The organism is Limnohabitans radicicola, from assembly GCF_014837235.1.
GTDB classification, from domain to species: domain Bacteria; phylum Pseudomonadota; class Gammaproteobacteria; order Burkholderiales; family Burkholderiaceae_C; genus Limnohabitans_A; species Limnohabitans_A radicicola.
This window is the reverse complement of record NZ_JACYFT010000002.1, coordinates 100,236-114,532: the sequence shown is the minus strand read 5'-3', so window position 1 is coordinate 114,532 and position 14,297 is coordinate 100,236. Positions and strand designations below refer to the sequence as shown.

The window sequence follows — 14,297 nt, the reverse complement described above, 5'->3', positions numbered from 1 at the left end:
AGCAGGTTTTCTACACACCTCTTGCATAAATGAGCGACGCAAACACCCTGCGACAATCGGGTTTTACCGATTCAGCGGTCATGGCATTGCAATTTCTTGAGTTTGACCAGAGCGAAGACACGCACGGCACCGTCGGCTGGGACGCTTTGGCCAGCCCTGCGCCAGCGCACAACACGGCTTTGTTGTCCGAAGTGACCCGTCTGCTCGATCACCTGCACGCGCAGCACGGCCAACCCGGCCCACTGGACGAGGGCCACGCTTGGGACTGCGACTTGCAAGTTCGCCACGAAGACGGCGCCCCGCTGGACTGGCACTGGGATGCGCAACATGTACAGTGGTCTTCGGTACCTGCCACCCGACTCACGCTGAGTCTTTGCCTGACTGGCGACTCGGCATTCGTGCACACCCTGGAACAAGAAGTCATCCCGACATGAACACCCCTGCTGCTGCCCCGGTCTCATTCCGCGAAGCCCTCCGATTCTGGTTCTGGCTGGGCTGTGTCAGCTTTGGCGGTCCTGCAGGACAGATCGCATTGATGCACACGGAGCTGGTGGAGCGCCGTCGCTGGATTTCCGAAAAACGCTACCTGCACGCTTTGCAGTACTGCATGTTGCTGCCCGGCCCCGAAGCCCAGCAACTGGCCACCTACATGGGCTGGCTCATGCATGGCACGCGTGGGGGCATCGCGGCCGGCGCGCTGTTTGTGCTCCCGTCATTGCTGCTGATGATCGTGCTGGCATGGGCCTACAGCGCCTGGGGCCAACACCCCTGGGGGCAGGCCATTTTGTGGGGCCTCAAGCCCGCCGTGACGGCGCTGGTGATCCAGGCCGTGCACCGCATCGGCATGCGCACACTCAAAGCGCGCTGGCTGTGGTGGGTGGCAGGACTGTCCTTGCTGGGCATGATCTGGGAGGTGCCCTTCCCGCTCATCGTGGTCGCAGCGGCATTCACGGGCTGGCACATGCAAAAGAAAAACGCTCTGCCCGCAACCGCTTCAGCGCACGCTGCGGCCAAGCCCACAGTGACCAGCGACGGCCCAGCCTGGCTGGACGACCACAGCCCTGCGCCCGCACACACTCTCTCCGGCCATGACCGTCTGATCAAAACCAGTGCCATCGGCGTGGGCCTGTGGGTGGTGACGCTGGGCGCATTGGCCTTGCTGCTGGGCGGACACCACACCCTGACCCGCATGGGCGGCTTTTTCACGCAAGCGGCGCTGCTGACCTTTGGCGGGGCCTATGCCGTGCTGCCCTTCGTGACCCACGCTGCCGTGACGCAATACGGCTGGGTCACCGCCGCCCAGATGATGGACGGCCTGGCGCTGGGCGAAACCACGCCCGGTCCGCTGATCATGATCGTGGCTTTCGTGGGCTTTCTGGGCGGGCACAGCCAGGCCATCACCGGGTACCCGCTGCTGGGCGGCATCATCGCCGCGTGCGTGGTGACCTGGTTCACCTTTTTACCCTCGTTCGTGTTCATCCTGGCTGGTGGCCCGCTGGTCGAATCGACCCGCCAGATGCCCGCCTTGCAAGGTCCGCTGCAGGCCATCACCGCCGCTCTGATTGGCGTCATGGTGCAACTGGCCGGGGTGTTTGCCCGCCAGACCTGGCTACCCGGTGGCTGGCACATGCTGCCCGACTTCTGGGCCTTTGTGCTCACCGGCGTGGCGGCATGGCTGCTGATCAAACAGCAGCGCAGCATCTATCAGGTGCTGGGGCTGTGTGTGGGGGTGGGCTTGGTGGTGCAGGTGTTGCGCTGATAGCTGTCATCCAGCGGACGCAAGCAACGGCCAAACGCGGCCACTTGCAGCCACAGGGCATGAAACTAAAGCACTAGGAAAAGCTAGGGTAACTGCTAATCTCAAGAAAATTAACAAAGATCAAGATGAATCTCCAATCAACCTCATGGAGAACATCATGGCATCCGTTGCATTGCAAATCGTGTCCAAACCCCTGCCCGGCTCCGACATGAGCAAAATCATGGCCAACATGAAAGAAGCTGCTGATTTATGGCGAAGCGCTGGCGCCGAAGTCAAGGTCTACACGGTCTCTGTGGGCGAGATCGGCAATTTGGTCTTCACGGCGCACTGGGCCAGCTACGAAGCGTATGGCAAAAGCCTGGACAAGATGGTGGGCGAACAATCTGTCCAGGCCTTGATGGCAAAAATCAATGCTTCAGGGACAGCTGAATGGATCCGCAGCAACCTGGTTCGTGAAATGCCCATCTGAATCGTGAACCGCGCCAAGGGTCAGGCCTGCACAGACCCTTGGCCTCGGGCTTGATCAGTTGGGCCCACATCAATCAAGAAATTGTCAAAAAACACCAGGAGAATCAAACATGGCAACCTATCTGGTTCATGGCCGCTACAGCCCTGCGGCTTTCCAAGGCATGCTCGCCGCCTCCCACGATCGCGGGCAAGCCGCAAAGACCTTATTCAAATCTCTGGGCATCAAGACAAAAGAGATCATGTTTTCGGTGACAAGCGGTGACATTGTTTGCTTGCTTGAAGGCTCTGCAGCGCAAATCGCAGAAGCTCAGATGATCACCATGGCCAGCGGCGGTTTCAGTCAAGTCCATGTCCAGGAATTGATAACCACAAAAGACATGTTGGCCGCAATGAAGAATGCCGCTTCCAAGGCTTCCAAATACGCTGCGCCCAACAAAAAATAAACCGCGGCAGCAGTCGCCCGTCAAACGCCGTGTGCAGCTGAAAAAGCATTTCACGGCGAAACAGCTTTATCCCCTCCTCCCAAGGAATGAACATGTCCCAACCCACCTACGTTGAAGAAGTCAATGCCATCACACAGACCATGCAGTACTACATCGATGGCGCTCGCACTGGCAAAGGCGCGGCGATGAAGCCCGCATTCCATGACGATGCCACCATTTATGGTTACGTCGGGCCTGATTTGTTTGGAGGGCCCATTCAAGGCTTGTTCGACTGGAATGATTCGAATGGTGCCGCCAAGGACATCCAGTCAAGGATCACCTCGATCGATGTCGTGGGCACATGCGCCAATGTCCGCGTTGACTCTGACAATTGGACCGGCCATCGGTTCACCGATTTCTTCAATCTCGTCAAGTTCGACGGGCACTGGAAAATTGTCAGCAAGGTGTTTTACCTGCATCCATGATGTGCACCGCAGGACTCTACCGAAGCGGTCGGGCGAGTCCTGTTTTGCATCCATTGCGGATGCAGACATCTGGCCATGGTGAGTTCCATGCCCTTCGCTTCCTGCTGAACCCGGAGAAAATATGGTGAACGAAATTGTTGTGATCGGTGGGCTCACCATGCGTGAGGACGTCAACATGGAGGAGTACAACACTTTGCTGGCAAAGATGTACAAAATCGTTGGCTCCCTGCCGGGCTTTCAGTCAGTCAAGAAGTACAAGGCCGATGATGGAGAAATCATCAGCCTTTATCGCTTTGACTCAGAAGAATCGTTGGAGGCGTGGCGCACCCATCCCGAGCATGTGGAAGCCATGAAGCGGGGGCATGCCGATTTTTATGCTTCGGGCTTCCTGCAAATCTGCAAGGTGATCCGTGAATCGAGGGTCAATCCACCCCAAGGCCAGTGAACCGGCTCGGCCTGTGCAGCTGCTTGCGCCTGTTCAGTCCGCCGTGATCTTCTCGTCCTTGACGATCTTCGCCATCGCCGGGATTTCGGCCTTGAGCCAGTTGCCAAAATCGGTCGTGCTCATGCTGGAGGGCTCTGCGCCCAAAGTGTTCAGCCGCTCGCGCACTTCAGGCAGGGCGGTGATGCGCTGGACTTCGGCGTGCAGTTTGTCAATGACCGCCTTGGGTGTGCCCGCCGGAGCCAGCAACCCCTGAAAACTGCCCGTCAAAAAGCCGGGCAGGCTTTCGGCCACGGTGGGGATGTCGGGCATCTGCGCATGGCGTTTGGCACTGGAGAGGGCGATCAATTTGATCTTGCCCGCTTTCACATGCGGGTAGGTGGCGACCATGCCGTTGAACATCACGTCCACCTGGCCGCCGATCAAATCGGTGATGGCTTGCGCGCCACCTTTGTAGGGCACATAGCCCCACTCGATGCCGCTGCGCTGGGCGTACATGACGCCCGCCAGGTGCGATGCGCTGCCCATGCCTGCGGCCACCGCGTAGTTGAGCTTGCCTTTTTGCGCTTTGGCGTAGGCCACCAGTTCAGCGGGCGTGTTGGCGGGCACCTTGGTGCTCACGGCCAGCAGGTGCGGTGAATACGCCACCATGGCCACAGGCGCAAAGTCGTTGGCCACGTTGAAGGGCAGCTTGAACAAGGCCGGGCTGATGACCAGGTTGCCCACGTCCATCAGCACCAGGGTGTGGCCATCGGGCGCAGACTTGGCCACCGCGTCAGCGCCCAGGTTACCGCTCGATCCGGGTTTGTTCTCGATGACCACCGGCTGCCCCCAGCTATCGGCCATCTTCTGCCCGATCATGCGGGCCAGCACATCGGACGTGCCGCCTGCCGGGAAGGGCACGACGATCTTGATGGGCTTGGCGGGGTAGGTCTGCGCAACCGCTGGCAAAGCGATGGCCGTCAGCGCTGCGCTCAGGGCGATGGTGAAAAGGCGTTTGTTCATGTTTGTCTCCTGTTGTGTATGTGCTTAACGCACCATGCAAGGCCGCTTGTTGTCGAATGTCCAGCCAGGGATCAAATACTGCATGGCCTGCGCGTCGTTGCGTGCGCCCAGACCACGCTGCAGGTACAACTGGTGCGCGGCTTCGACTTTGACCATGTCCAGCTCAATGCCCAGGCCGGGCTTCTTGGGCACTTGCACCATGCCGCCCACGATCTGCAGCGGCTCTTGGGTCAGGCCCTGGCCGTCCTGCCAGATCCAGTGGGTGTCGATGGCCGTGACCTTGCCCGGTGCGGCGGCCGCCACATGGGTGAACATGGCCAGCGACACGTCAAAGTGGTTGTTGGAGTGCGAGCCCCAGGTCAGGCCCCAGTCGCGGCAGGTTTGCGCCACGCGCACGCTGCCCGCCATGGTCCAGAAATGCGGGTCGGCCAGCGGGATGTCCACGCTTTGCAGGCTGAGCGCGTGCGTCATCTGACGCCAGTCGGTGGCCACCATGTTGGTGGCCGTGGGCAGGCCCGTGGCACGGCGGAACTCGGCCATCACCTCGCGGCCACTGAAGCCCTGCTCTGCCCCGCACGGGTCTTCGGCATAAGCCACCACGCCATGCATGTCGCGCATCAGGCGGATCGCGTCTTTCAGCAACCAGCCGCCGTTGGGGTCGAGCGTGATGCGCGCCTGCGGAAAACGCTCGTGCAGCGCCACGATGGCCTGGACTTCCTCGTCGCCGCGCAGCACACCACCCTTGAGCTTGAAGTCGTTGAAGCCGTAGCGCTCATAAGCCGCCTCGGCCAGACGCACGATGCGCTCGGGCGTCATGGCCTCTTCGTGGCGCAAGCGGAACCAGGCGTTGTCGGCATCGGGTTCACTGTGGTAGGGCAAGTCGGTCTTGTGGTGGTCGCCCACGTAAAACAGGTAGCCCAGCATCTCGACGGCGTCGCGCTGCTGGCCCTCGCCCAGCAGCGCCGCCACGGGCACCCCCAGGAACTGGCCCAGCAGATCCAGCAAGGCCGACTCGACAGCGGTCACGGCGTGGACTGTCGTGCGCAAGTCAAAGGTTTGCAGACCACGGCCACCCGAGTCGCGGTCGGCAAAGGTCTGCTGCATGTTTTGCAACACGGTCAGATGCTTGCCCAGGGGCTGGCCCATGACGAGTTCACGCGCGTCTTCGAGCGTTTGGCGGATGGCTTCGCCACCGGGCACTTCGCCAATGCCGGTGTGGCCCAGGCTGTCGGTCAGCAGCAGCAGGTTGCGGGTGAAGTGCGGGGCGTGCGCGCCACTCAGGTTGAGCAACATGCTGTCGCGGCCCGCGACAGGGATCACGCGCATGCCAGTGACGATGGGGGTGGAAATGGCAGTCATGTCAGTGTTCTGGGCAAATATCGGTTCAGCAAGGACGTCCCTGGCGTTGCACCAGCCAGGCGGGCATGTCCTGCAGGCACACAGGGCGCAGGAAACGATCGAGCGCGGCATCACCGACCGAAGTGCTCATCGGCTCGGTGCTCGACGGCCAGGGCCCGCCGTGCTGCTGGGCAACGGCGACGGCCACGCCGGTGGGCACACCGGCAAACAGCACACGCCCGGCAATCGACATCGCACCGCGCACGAGTTGGCGCGTTTCGGGTGTGTCGTTGTCAGCGCCCCAGAAGGTCACGGTCAGCGTGCCCCCCACGGCGTGCAGCACCTGCAGGGTCTGCTGCACCGAGTCGGTCCAGACGATCAGGCTTGCGGGGCCAAACACTTCTTCCTGCAGCTGTTGCTCGGCAATGAAAGTGGCAGCATCGACCTCGGCCAGGAAAGGCTTGGGGGCGATGTCGGTCACCGGGCTGTGCAGCAAGGGCTTGGCACCGGCGGCGAGTTGCTTGGCCGTGCCCACGTCCAGTGCTTCACGCATGCCACGGGTCAGCATCGCGTGCGGCTGGATGGCTTTGAGCGCTTCGGTCAGCGCGGCCACAAAGGCCTGGCTCTCGGGGCTGCGCTGCAGCACCAGCAGGCCGGGGTTGGTACAGAACTGGCCGCAGCCCAGGGTGATGGAACCCGCCAGCGTCTGCACCAGGGCATCGCCGCCCTGGGCCAGCGCAGCCGGCGTGGCCAACACCGGGTTGATGGAGCCGAGTTCGCCGTAGAACGGGATCGGACGCGGACGGGCGCGTGCCGCATCGCGCAGTGCTGCACCGCCACGGGTGGAACCGGTGAAAGCCGCCGCCGCGATCAAGGGGTGCTGGATCAGCGCCACGCCAATCGGGTTGCCCACCCCCTGCACCATCTGGATCAGGCCTTCGTGCAAGCACAGCGATGCCAAGGTCTGGCGCGCCAGCTGGTACACGCGGGCCGAGGTGTGCGGGTGACCCGAATGGACCTTGACCACCACGCTGCAACCGGCAGCCAGCGCCGAAGCGGTGTCACCGCCCAGCACCGAAAAAGCGAAGGGGAAGTTGCTGGCCGAGAACATGGCCACCGGACCCAGTGGCACGCGCACACGCATCATGGCCGGGTGGCCAGCGGGTGGGGCACCTGCCACAGCAGGGTCGTCGGTGAAAGCGAACGCACCGCCGCTTTGCGCGATGTGGGCAAAGCGGCGCAACTGGAAAGCCGTGCGGTCGAGCTCGCCGTTCAGGCGCGGCAGACCCAGACCGGTTTCGGCATCGGCCAGTTCCACCAGTTTTTCGCGATCTTGTTCCAGGGCTGTCGCCAAGGCGCTGAGCAGGCTGGCGCGCTGGTCGCCGTCGCTGGCTTGCCAGCTGTCAAAAGCGGCATGGGCTTTTTCAACGGCGGCATTCAGTTCGTCTGTGGTGTTGGCGGGCAGGGCCGCACCAAAGGCCTCGCCCGTGCGGGCATTGAAAGATTGGAGTGTGGACATGGAATGCAATTCGCAGGAAAGAAAAATCAGGCTTGGGTTTCAAAGCTGGCGGTGGTCCAGCGGCGCGTTTGCTCGCTGATCGACACGCCCAAGCCAGGCAAAGTGGGCACCAGCATGCGACCGTCCTGGATCTGGATGCGTTCGTTGAACAGCGGCTCCAGCCACTCGAAATGCTCCACCCAAGGCTCGGTCTTGTAGTTGGCGGCAAGGTGGATGTGCAGCTCCATCGCAAAGTGCGGGGCCAGCATGACACCAGCGTGTTCGGCCAGTTGGGCTATCTTGAGGAATGGTGTGATGCCGCCCACGCGCGGGCCGTCGGGCATCAGGAAATCGGCGGCGCGGTGGCGGATCAGGTCCCAGTGCTCCTGCACGCTGGTGAGCATCTCGCCGGTGGCAATGGGGGTGTCAAACTGCGCGGCCAGTGCGGCATGGCCTTCGTGGTCATAGGCGTCCAGCGGCTCCTCGATCCAGATCAGGTTCATCGGCTCCAGACGGCGGCACATGCGCTGCGCCGTAGGGCGGTCCCATTGCTGGTTGGCGTCGACCATGATCGGAAAACGGTCCCCCAGGTGCTGGCGCACGGCGCTCACGCGCTCGATGTCCTTGTCGCAATCGGGCTGACCCACCTTGAGTTTGATGCCGCCAATGCCCTTGGCCACCGAGGCAGAGGCATTGACCAGCAGCTGATCGAGTGGCGTGTGCAGAAAGCCCCCCGAGGTGTTGTAGCAGCGCACGCTGTCGCGATGCGTCCCCAGCAGCTTGGCCAGGGACAGGCCAGCACGCTTGGCTTTGAGGTCCCACAGCGCCACATCAAAGGCACCGATGGCCTGCACGCTCAGGCCACTGCGGCCCACCGAAGCACCGGCCCAGCACAGCTTGTCCCACAGTCTGGCGATGTCGCTGGGATCTTCCCCCATCAACACCGGAGCAATTTCCTTGGCGTGCGCGAACTGGCCGGGGCCGCCCGCGCGCTTGGAATAGCTGAAGCCCACCCCTTCTGCACCATCTTTCGTCTTGATTTCGACGAACAGGATGGCGATTTCGGTCATTGGCTTCTGGCGACCGGTCAGCACCTTGGCGTCACTGATCGGGTTGGCCAGGGGCAGCGTGCAGGCGCTGACGCGGACCCAGGAGATGGCATCACTCATTCTTGCTGACTCACTCGGGTTTGATGCCCGCGGCCTTGATCACGCGGGTCCACTGGTCCAGTTCGGACTTGAGGAAAGGCACATACTGTTTGCTGCCCGAAGGCGGCACCACAAAACCGACCGAGGTCAGGCGGTTCTTGAAAGCGTCGGTTTTCATGGCCAGGGCCAGGCTGGCTTCGAGCTTGTCCACAATGGCTTGCGGCGTGCCCTTGGCCACGGAAATGCCGGACCAGGACGTGGCTTCAAAGCCTTTGTAGCCCGACTCGGCCACCGTGGGGGTGTCGGGGTACAGCGGGTTGCGCTCCTTGCTGGACACCGCAATCGCACGCAGCTTGCCCGCTTTCACATGGGGCAAGGCCACATCCTGGTTCAGGAAGACCATGGGGATGGTACCGGCCAGCAGGTCATTCATCATGGGACCGCCGCCTTTGTAGGGGATGCCCGTCAGGAAGATGCCCGCAGTCTGCTTGAACAGCTCCATCGCCATGTGGCCCGAAGCCGCGTGGGTGAAACCGTAGTCCAGCTTGCCCGGATTTTTCTTGGCGTAGTCCACGATGTCCTTCACCGTCTTGAACGGCTGGGATGGATGCACCAGCAACACGTTGGGGCCGGAGTTCACCTGCGACAGGTGGATGAAATCGGTTATCGAGTTGTACTTGAGGTTGGGGTCCAAGCCGTGCGCTACGGCGTTCTGCCCCACCCCGCTCTGGATCAGGGTGTAGCCATCGGCCGGCAACTTGAGTGCACGCTCCATGCCCACAATGCCACCGGCACCGGCGATGTTCTCGACCACGATGGGCTGCTTGAGCACCTTGCCCAGCTCTTCGGCCACCAGGCGACCCATGATGTCGCTGGTACCGCCGGGCGGAAAGGCCACGATCAGTTTGATCGGCTTGTTGGGGTAGTCGGCTTGGGCCAGGGCTTGGCCCTGGCTGAACAAGCCCAGACCGGCCAGGCCGATAGCGATCAACAGTTGGCGTTTTTTCATCATGCTTGTCTCCTTGTCTTGTCGTGTCGAAAAATTCAAATCGGGTCGCAGGTGTTTCAGGTGATCGGTGCCGGGTTGAACAGGACCAGCGCGTTGTGCAGCTTCCAGTGCTCGGCCCAGGTGCGTTTGCCGCTGGCGGTTTCCAGCAGCATATGAAACAGGGCCCAGCCGGCCTCTTCAATCGTCATCTCGCCATCGGCAATTTGCCCGGCGTTGAAGTCCATCAGATCGTGCCAGCGGCGTGCCAGATCACTGCGCGTGGCCACCTTGACCACGGGGCAGGCCTGCAGGCCATACGGCGTGCCGCGACCCGTGGTGAACACGTGCACGTTCATGCCCGCTGCCAGCTGCAGGGTGCCGCAAATGAAGTCGCTGGCGGGCGTGGCTGCAAACACCAGGCCTTTTTGATCGGCCTTGAGCTTGTCGCCGGGCGCGAGCACGCTGGCAATGGTGCCGCTGCCGCTCTTGATGATCGAGCCCATGGCTTTTTCGGCGATGTTGGACAGGCCACCCGCCTTGTTGCCCGGTGTGGTGTTGGCGGTGCGGTCCACACGACCACGGTCCAGGTACTGGTCGTACCAGCCCAGTTCACGCACGATGTCTTCAGCCACTTGGGGTGTGGCGGCGCGGCTGGTGAGCTGCTCCACCGCATCGCGCACTTCGGTGTTTTCCGAGAACATGACGGTGCCACCGGCACGCACGATCAGGTCAGCCATGTATCCCACGGCGGGATTGGCGGTCACGCCCGAAAAGGCATCGCTGCCGCCGCACTGCACGCCCACCACCAGCGCGCTCGCGGGCACGGTCTGGCGCTGGCGGGCGTTCAGGCGTTCGAGGTGCGATTTGGCACGCTGAACGATCTCGTCAATCATGGACATGAAACCCACGTGCACATCGTCCTGCAGGCACACGAGGTCGGGCCCCTGCTCTGCTTCGCGCGCATCGTGAATCGGAAAAGTGCCCGGCGGCAGCAGTCGCGCGGGTTGCAGCTTTTCGCAGCCCAAGCTCACCACCATCACTTCGCCACCAAAGTTGGGATTGAGGCTGATGTGGCGCAGCGTGCGGATGGGGATCTCTGCACCGGGCGCGTCAATCGCAACACCGCAGCCATAGGTGTGTTCGAGTCCGGCCACGCCATCCACGTTCGGATACAAAGGCAGCAGCTCGCGCTCGATGCGTTCGACCGCCACCTTGAGGACACCCGCCACACACTGCACCGTGGTGGTGATGGCCAGCAGGTTGCGTGTGCCCACCGAGCCATCGGCATTCACATAGCCTTCAAAGGTGTGGCCCTCCAGCGGTTCCCATCCGGGTGCGGCTTGGGTGGCCATGGGCAAGCCCTGCAGTTCCCGGGCGGGTGGGATGTCCAGCAAACGCTCATGCACCCAGCTGCCTGCGGCAATCGCCTCGCGGGCAAAGCCCACGGGCACGTTGTAACGCAGCACAGCAGCACCGGCGGCGATGTCTTTGAGGGCCACCTTGTGGCCTTGTGGCACTTTGTCGCGCAGCGTGATGCCCGCAGCCGGGCCATCCTGCATGAACGTGCCGGCGGGCAGGCCACCGTCGTTGGCGATGATGGCCACGTTGTCATGCGGGTGCATGCGAATGGCGAGAGGTTTGGAAGTGCTCATGGTCAGAAACGGGGTTGCTTACCGGTAAACGTCGGGTCGTACTTGCGCATCTGGCCCAGGTCATCGCGGTTGCGGATGCCGCAGTGCAGGTAGTTGTCGTGCAGGCGGGCCAGTGCCTCGCGGTCCATCGTCACCCCCAGGCCCGGACCACGGGGCACGCGCAGGCTGCCGTCTTCAAACTTCAGGCGACCGCCCTGCACCACCTCTTCGTCTTGCCAGGGGTAATGCGTGTCGCAGGCGTAGGACAGGTGCGGCACCGAAGCGGCCAGGTGCGTCATCGCCGTCAGACTGATGCCCAGATGCGAGTTGGAGTGCATGGACAAGCCCATGTCAAAGGTCTGGCACAGGCGCGAGAGCTGCTGCGTGGCGCGCAGGCCTCCCCAGTAATGGTGGTCACTGAGTACGATGCGGACGGGGCAACCCAAGCGCACATTGTCAGCAAACTCTTTGTAGTCGGTCACCACCATGTTGGTGGCCAGGGGCACATCACATTGACGCGCCACCTCGGCCATGCCGTCCAGTCCCGGTGCCGGGTCTTCGTAATACTCCAGCACGCCGCGAAGCTGCTCCACCGCCTTCAAGCTGGTGGCCACGGTCCAGTTGGCGTTGGGGTCGATGCGCAGCGGCGTGCCCGGAAAGGCCTTGGCCAGCGCCAGCATGGCGGCCACTTCCTGCTCGGGCGGCAGAGCACCGGCCTTGAGCTTGATACTTTTGAAGCCGTATTGGTCGATCATGCGACGCGCCTGCGCCACCATCTGCTCAGGAGAAATACCTTCACCATAGGGGTCGGCGGCATAAGGCTTGTCGATGTGCTCGGCGTACTTGAAGAACAGGTAAGCACTGAAAGGCACGGTGTCGCGTGCTGCACCACCCAGCAGGTCCACCACCGGTGCGTTGGCCAGTTGGCCTTGCAAGTCGAGCATGGCGACCTCAAAGGCGCTCACGACCTTGGCCACGTTCTTGGACACATGCGTGCCCGGGGCCAGCGAGATCAGCTCGCCCAGAAACTCGGACGAGCGCCCCGAGGGTTGCACCAGCGCCTGCACCCGCATTTCCATCGCGTTCAGATCCCACGGCGACAATCCCTGCAAAGCGGGTGCGACTCTGGCCAGCACGTCGAGCATGGACTGGTCGCCATAGGTCTCGTTGATGCCCACCCGTCCGCAAGCGGTTTCGACCTCGATGATCGAACGCAGCGCCCAGGGCTCGTGGATGCCCGCCGCGTTGAGCAGTGGCGGATCACGGAACGCGATGGGCGTAACGCGGATTTGGCGGATGGCGTGAGCTGTCATGCGGAGCCGCTTCAGGACGATTTATTGCGGACCCAGCGCCTTGATCAAGGCATCCAGCGCTTCCATCTCGGCTGGCTTGAGGTCGGTCAGCGGTGCGCGCACCGGACCGGCATCGTGGCCGACCAGCTTGGCACCGGCCTTGACGATGCTGACCGCATAGCCCTGACCCTTGTTACGGATGGCCAGATAGGGCATGAAGAATCGCTTGAGCAGGCGGTGCTGCGTGGCCATGTCGTCATTGGCGACGGCGTGGTAGAAATCCATCGCGGTTTTCGGGATGAAGTTGAACACGGCCGACGAATACACCGGAGTGCCCAGCGCCTTGTAGGCGGCCGCGTACACCTCGGCGGTGGGCAGGCCACCCAGATACGCGAAGCGGTCGCCCATCTTCATGTAGATCGAGCTCATCAGTTCGATGTCGCCGATACCGTCCTTGAAGCCGATCAGATTGGGACAACGATCAGCCAGAATGGCCAGCGATTCGGGAGTGAGCTTGCAGACGTTGCGGTTGTAGACGATGACGCCAAACCTCACGCTTTTGCAGACGGCTTCGACATGGGCGATCAGGCCTTCCTGACCGGCTTCGGTCAGGTAATGCGGCAGCAGCAAAATGCCATGGGCACCGGCGCGTTCGGCGGCCTGGGCACACTGGATGGCAAAGCGCGTGGGGCCGCCAGCACCCGCAATGATCGGCACCTTGCCGCGGCAGGTGTCCACAGCGGTCTGGATGATCTCGGGGTATTCGTCACCGGTCAAAGAGAAAAACTCACCCGTTCCACCTGCGGCAAACAGGGCAGTGGCACCGTAAGGCGCCAGCCATTCGAGCCGTTCAATGTAGCCCTTCTTGTTGAAGTCACCATTGGCATCGAAGTCGGTCAAGGGGAACGACAACAGGCCATGGGACATGATCGCTTTGAGTTCTTGGGGGTTCATTTCGTGGGTCCTTGTGAGAAGCGTGAGGATGTCAGGGGAAAAAGGTTCAATGCCGGTTCACAGCGGGCCGATCTTCACAAAGCCGCCCCCCTGGAACTGGACAGCAGGATCGTTCAGGTCAGGCTCGGGGGTTCGTGCGTAGACCGCATCGCGAAAAACGTCCGAGCTGTCCTGCGGACGGTACCCAATGTGGCGGGCCAACCGGTTGTCGTACCAGGACACGCTGTTGTCGGATGTGCCGTAGATGATGCTGTGCCCCAGCACCGGCGTGGTCAGGCAAGCGGTGATCAGGCGATGCAGGTCGTCGTAACTCATCCAGGTGGCCAGCATGCGGCGGTCTTTGGGCTCTGGGAATGACGAGCCGATGCGCACACAGGCGGTCTCGATGCCGTAGCGGTCAAAGTACAGACGCGCCAGGTCTTCACCAAACGCCTTGGACAGGCCATACAGACCATCGGGCCGCGGTGGGCTCAGGGCATCCACCACTTCGCCCTGACGGTAAAAACCCATCACGTGGTTGGAGCTGGCAAACACCACACGCTTGACGCCATGGATCCGCGCGGCCTCATACAGGTTGTAGGCCCCCATGATGTTCGACTGCAGGATCGGCGCCCAGGGCTGCTCGGTGGACACACCGCCAAAATGCACGATGGCCTGGCAACCGGCCACGAGCGCATTCACCGCTGCAGCATCGGCCAGATCGGCTTGCACGACTTCCTCATCGGCCTGCGCGGGTGCCATCGGGCTCACATCGCTCACGCGCAGCACGCTGCAGTTGGCCTTCAGGCGTTGGCGCATGGCTTGCCCCAGACCGCCAGCTGCGCCCGTCATGAGCAGGGTGTGGTGCGATGCAACATTCATTTTCTG

The 14,297-nt window shown here is 62.3% G+C and carries 15 protein-coding genes; 6 read left to right on the top strand and 9 right to left on the bottom strand.

The window, feature by feature from the left end; translation table 11 throughout:
- Positions 1-80 precede the first annotated feature (80 nt).
- From IC609_RS08275 to IC609_RS08250, 6 genes are all read left to right on the top strand, one after another.
- Positions 81-434, top strand: coding sequence for a hypothetical protein (locus tag IC609_RS08275; protein ID WP_191819828.1), 354 nt, complete (start codon positions 81-83; stop codon positions 432-434).
- Positions 431-1,759, top strand: a complete 1,329-nt coding sequence (chrA, locus tag IC609_RS08270; protein ID WP_191819041.1) for a chromate efflux transporter — start codon at positions 431-433, stop codon at positions 1,757-1,759. The genes IC609_RS08275 and chrA overlap by 4 nt, the downstream gene beginning before the upstream one ends.
- A 157-nt stretch (positions 1,760-1,916) precedes the next feature.
- On the top strand, positions 1,917-2,228 hold the full coding sequence (locus IC609_RS08265) for a hypothetical protein (protein ID WP_191819040.1): 312 nt from the start codon (positions 1,917-1,919) through the stop codon (positions 2,226-2,228).
- 109 nt (positions 2,229-2,337) lie between these two features.
- The gene (locus IC609_RS08260) at positions 2,338-2,670 is read left to right on the top strand and encodes a GYD domain-containing protein (RefSeq protein ID WP_191819039.1); all 333 of its coding nucleotides are present in this window, start codon (positions 2,338-2,340) and stop codon (positions 2,668-2,670) included.
- Positions 2,671-2,762: 92 nt separating this feature from the next.
- Complete coding sequence (locus tag IC609_RS08255) at positions 2,763-3,134, top strand: nuclear transport factor 2 family protein (RefSeq protein WP_225224091.1); 372 nt, start codon at positions 2,763-2,765, stop codon at positions 3,132-3,134.
- 121 nt (positions 3,135-3,255) lie between these two features.
- Positions 3,256-3,579 (top strand): antibiotic biosynthesis monooxygenase family protein, encoded by a 324-nt coding sequence (locus IC609_RS08250; RefSeq protein WP_191819037.1) that lies wholly within the window; start codon positions 3,256-3,258, stop codon positions 3,577-3,579.
- 33 nt (positions 3,580-3,612) lie between these two features.
- Here the strand turns inward: IC609_RS08250 and IC609_RS08245 are convergent, their stop codons facing one another.
- From IC609_RS08245 to IC609_RS08205, 9 genes are read right to left on the bottom strand one after another with little or no spacing between them, the layout of a single operon-like run.
- Positions 3,613-4,581, bottom strand: a complete 969-nt coding sequence (locus IC609_RS08245; protein WP_191819036.1) for a Bug family tripartite tricarboxylate transporter substrate binding protein — start codon at positions 4,579-4,581, stop codon at positions 3,613-3,615.
- A gap of 24 nt (positions 4,582-4,605) precedes the next feature.
- Entirely contained in the window at positions 4,606-5,940 is a 1,335-nt protein-coding gene (gene gudD, locus IC609_RS08240; RefSeq protein WP_191819035.1) for a glucarate dehydratase, read from the bottom strand.
- 25 nt (positions 5,941-5,965) lie between these two features.
- On the bottom strand, positions 5,966-7,438 hold the full coding sequence (locus tag IC609_RS08235) for an aldehyde dehydrogenase (NADP(+)) (protein WP_191819034.1): 1,473 nt from the start codon (positions 7,436-7,438) through the stop codon (positions 5,966-5,968).
- Positions 7,439-7,464: 26 nt separating this feature from the next.
- Positions 7,465-8,586, bottom strand: coding sequence for an L-talarate/galactarate dehydratase (locus tag IC609_RS08230; RefSeq protein WP_191819033.1), 1,122 nt, complete (start codon positions 8,584-8,586; stop codon positions 7,465-7,467).
- Positions 8,587-8,596: 10 nt separating this feature from the next.
- Positions 8,597-9,577: a Bug family tripartite tricarboxylate transporter substrate binding protein gene (locus tag IC609_RS08225; protein ID WP_191819032.1), complete on the bottom strand. Its 981-nt coding sequence runs from the start codon at positions 9,575-9,577 to the stop codon at positions 8,597-8,599.
- 53 nt (positions 9,578-9,630) lie between these two features.
- Complete coding sequence (gene garD, locus IC609_RS08220) at positions 9,631-11,205, bottom strand: galactarate dehydratase (RefSeq protein WP_225224090.1); 1,575 nt, start codon at positions 11,203-11,205, stop codon at positions 9,631-9,633.
- A 2-nt stretch (positions 11,206-11,207) separates the two neighbouring features.
- Positions 11,208-12,497 (bottom strand): glucarate dehydratase family protein, encoded by a 1,290-nt coding sequence (locus IC609_RS08215; protein WP_191819031.1) that lies wholly within the window; start codon positions 12,495-12,497, stop codon positions 11,208-11,210.
- Positions 12,498-12,518: 21 nt separating this feature from the next.
- Positions 12,519-13,430, bottom strand: a complete 912-nt coding sequence (gene kdgD, locus IC609_RS08210; protein WP_191819030.1) for a 5-dehydro-4-deoxyglucarate dehydratase — start codon at positions 13,428-13,430, stop codon at positions 12,519-12,521.
- Between the two features lie 57 nt (positions 13,431-13,487).
- The gene (locus IC609_RS08205; protein WP_191819029.1) at positions 13,488-14,291 is read right to left on the bottom strand and encodes an NAD-dependent epimerase/dehydratase family protein; all 804 of its coding nucleotides are present in this window, start codon (positions 14,289-14,291) and stop codon (positions 13,488-13,490) included.
- Between the last annotated feature and the right edge of the window lie 6 nt (positions 14,292-14,297).

Coding starts and splice junctions, on each gene's coding strand:
- IC609_RS08255 (WP_225224091.1), top strand. CDS start 2,763: ATGTCCCAACCCACCTACGTTGAAGAAGTCAATGCCATCACACAGACC.
- chrA (WP_191819041.1), top strand. CDS start 431: ATGAACACCCCTGCTGCTGCCCCGGTCTCATTCCGCGAAGCCCTCCGA.
- kdgD (WP_191819030.1), bottom strand. CDS start 13,430: ATGAACCCCCAAGAACTCAAAGCGATCATGTCCCATGGCCTGTTGTCG.
- gudD (WP_191819035.1), bottom strand. CDS start 5,940: ATGACTGCCATTTCCACCCCCATCGTCACTGGCATGCGCGTGATCCCT.
- IC609_RS08265 (WP_191819040.1), top strand. CDS start 1,917: ATGGCATCCGTTGCATTGCAAATCGTGTCCAAACCCCTGCCCGGCTCC.
- IC609_RS08250 (WP_191819037.1), top strand. CDS start 3,256: ATGGTGAACGAAATTGTTGTGATCGGTGGGCTCACCATGCGTGAGGAC.
- IC609_RS08225 (WP_191819032.1), bottom strand. CDS start 9,577: ATGATGAAAAAACGCCAACTGTTGATCGCTATCGGCCTGGCCGGTCTG.
- IC609_RS08215 (WP_191819031.1), bottom strand. CDS start 12,497: ATGACAGCTCACGCCATCCGCCAAATCCGCGTTACGCCCATCGCGTTC.
- IC609_RS08275 (WP_191819828.1), top strand. CDS start 81: ATGGCATTGCAATTTCTTGAGTTTGACCAGAGCGAAGACACGCACGGC.
- IC609_RS08245 (WP_191819036.1), bottom strand. CDS start 4,581: ATGAACAAACGCCTTTTCACCATCGCCCTGAGCGCAGCGCTGACGGCC.
- garD (WP_225224090.1), bottom strand. CDS start 11,205: ATGAGCACTTCCAAACCTCTCGCCATTCGCATGCACCCGCATGACAAC.
- IC609_RS08230 (WP_191819033.1), bottom strand. CDS start 8,586: ATGAGTGATGCCATCTCCTGGGTCCGCGTCAGCGCCTGCACGCTGCCC.
- IC609_RS08260 (WP_191819039.1), top strand. CDS start 2,338: ATGGCAACCTATCTGGTTCATGGCCGCTACAGCCCTGCGGCTTTCCAA.
- IC609_RS08205 (WP_191819029.1), bottom strand. CDS start 14,291: ATGAATGTTGCATCGCACCACACCCTGCTCATGACGGGCGCAGCTGGC.
- IC609_RS08235 (WP_191819034.1), bottom strand. CDS start 7,438: ATGTCCACACTCCAATCTTTCAATGCCCGCACGGGCGAGGCCTTTGGT.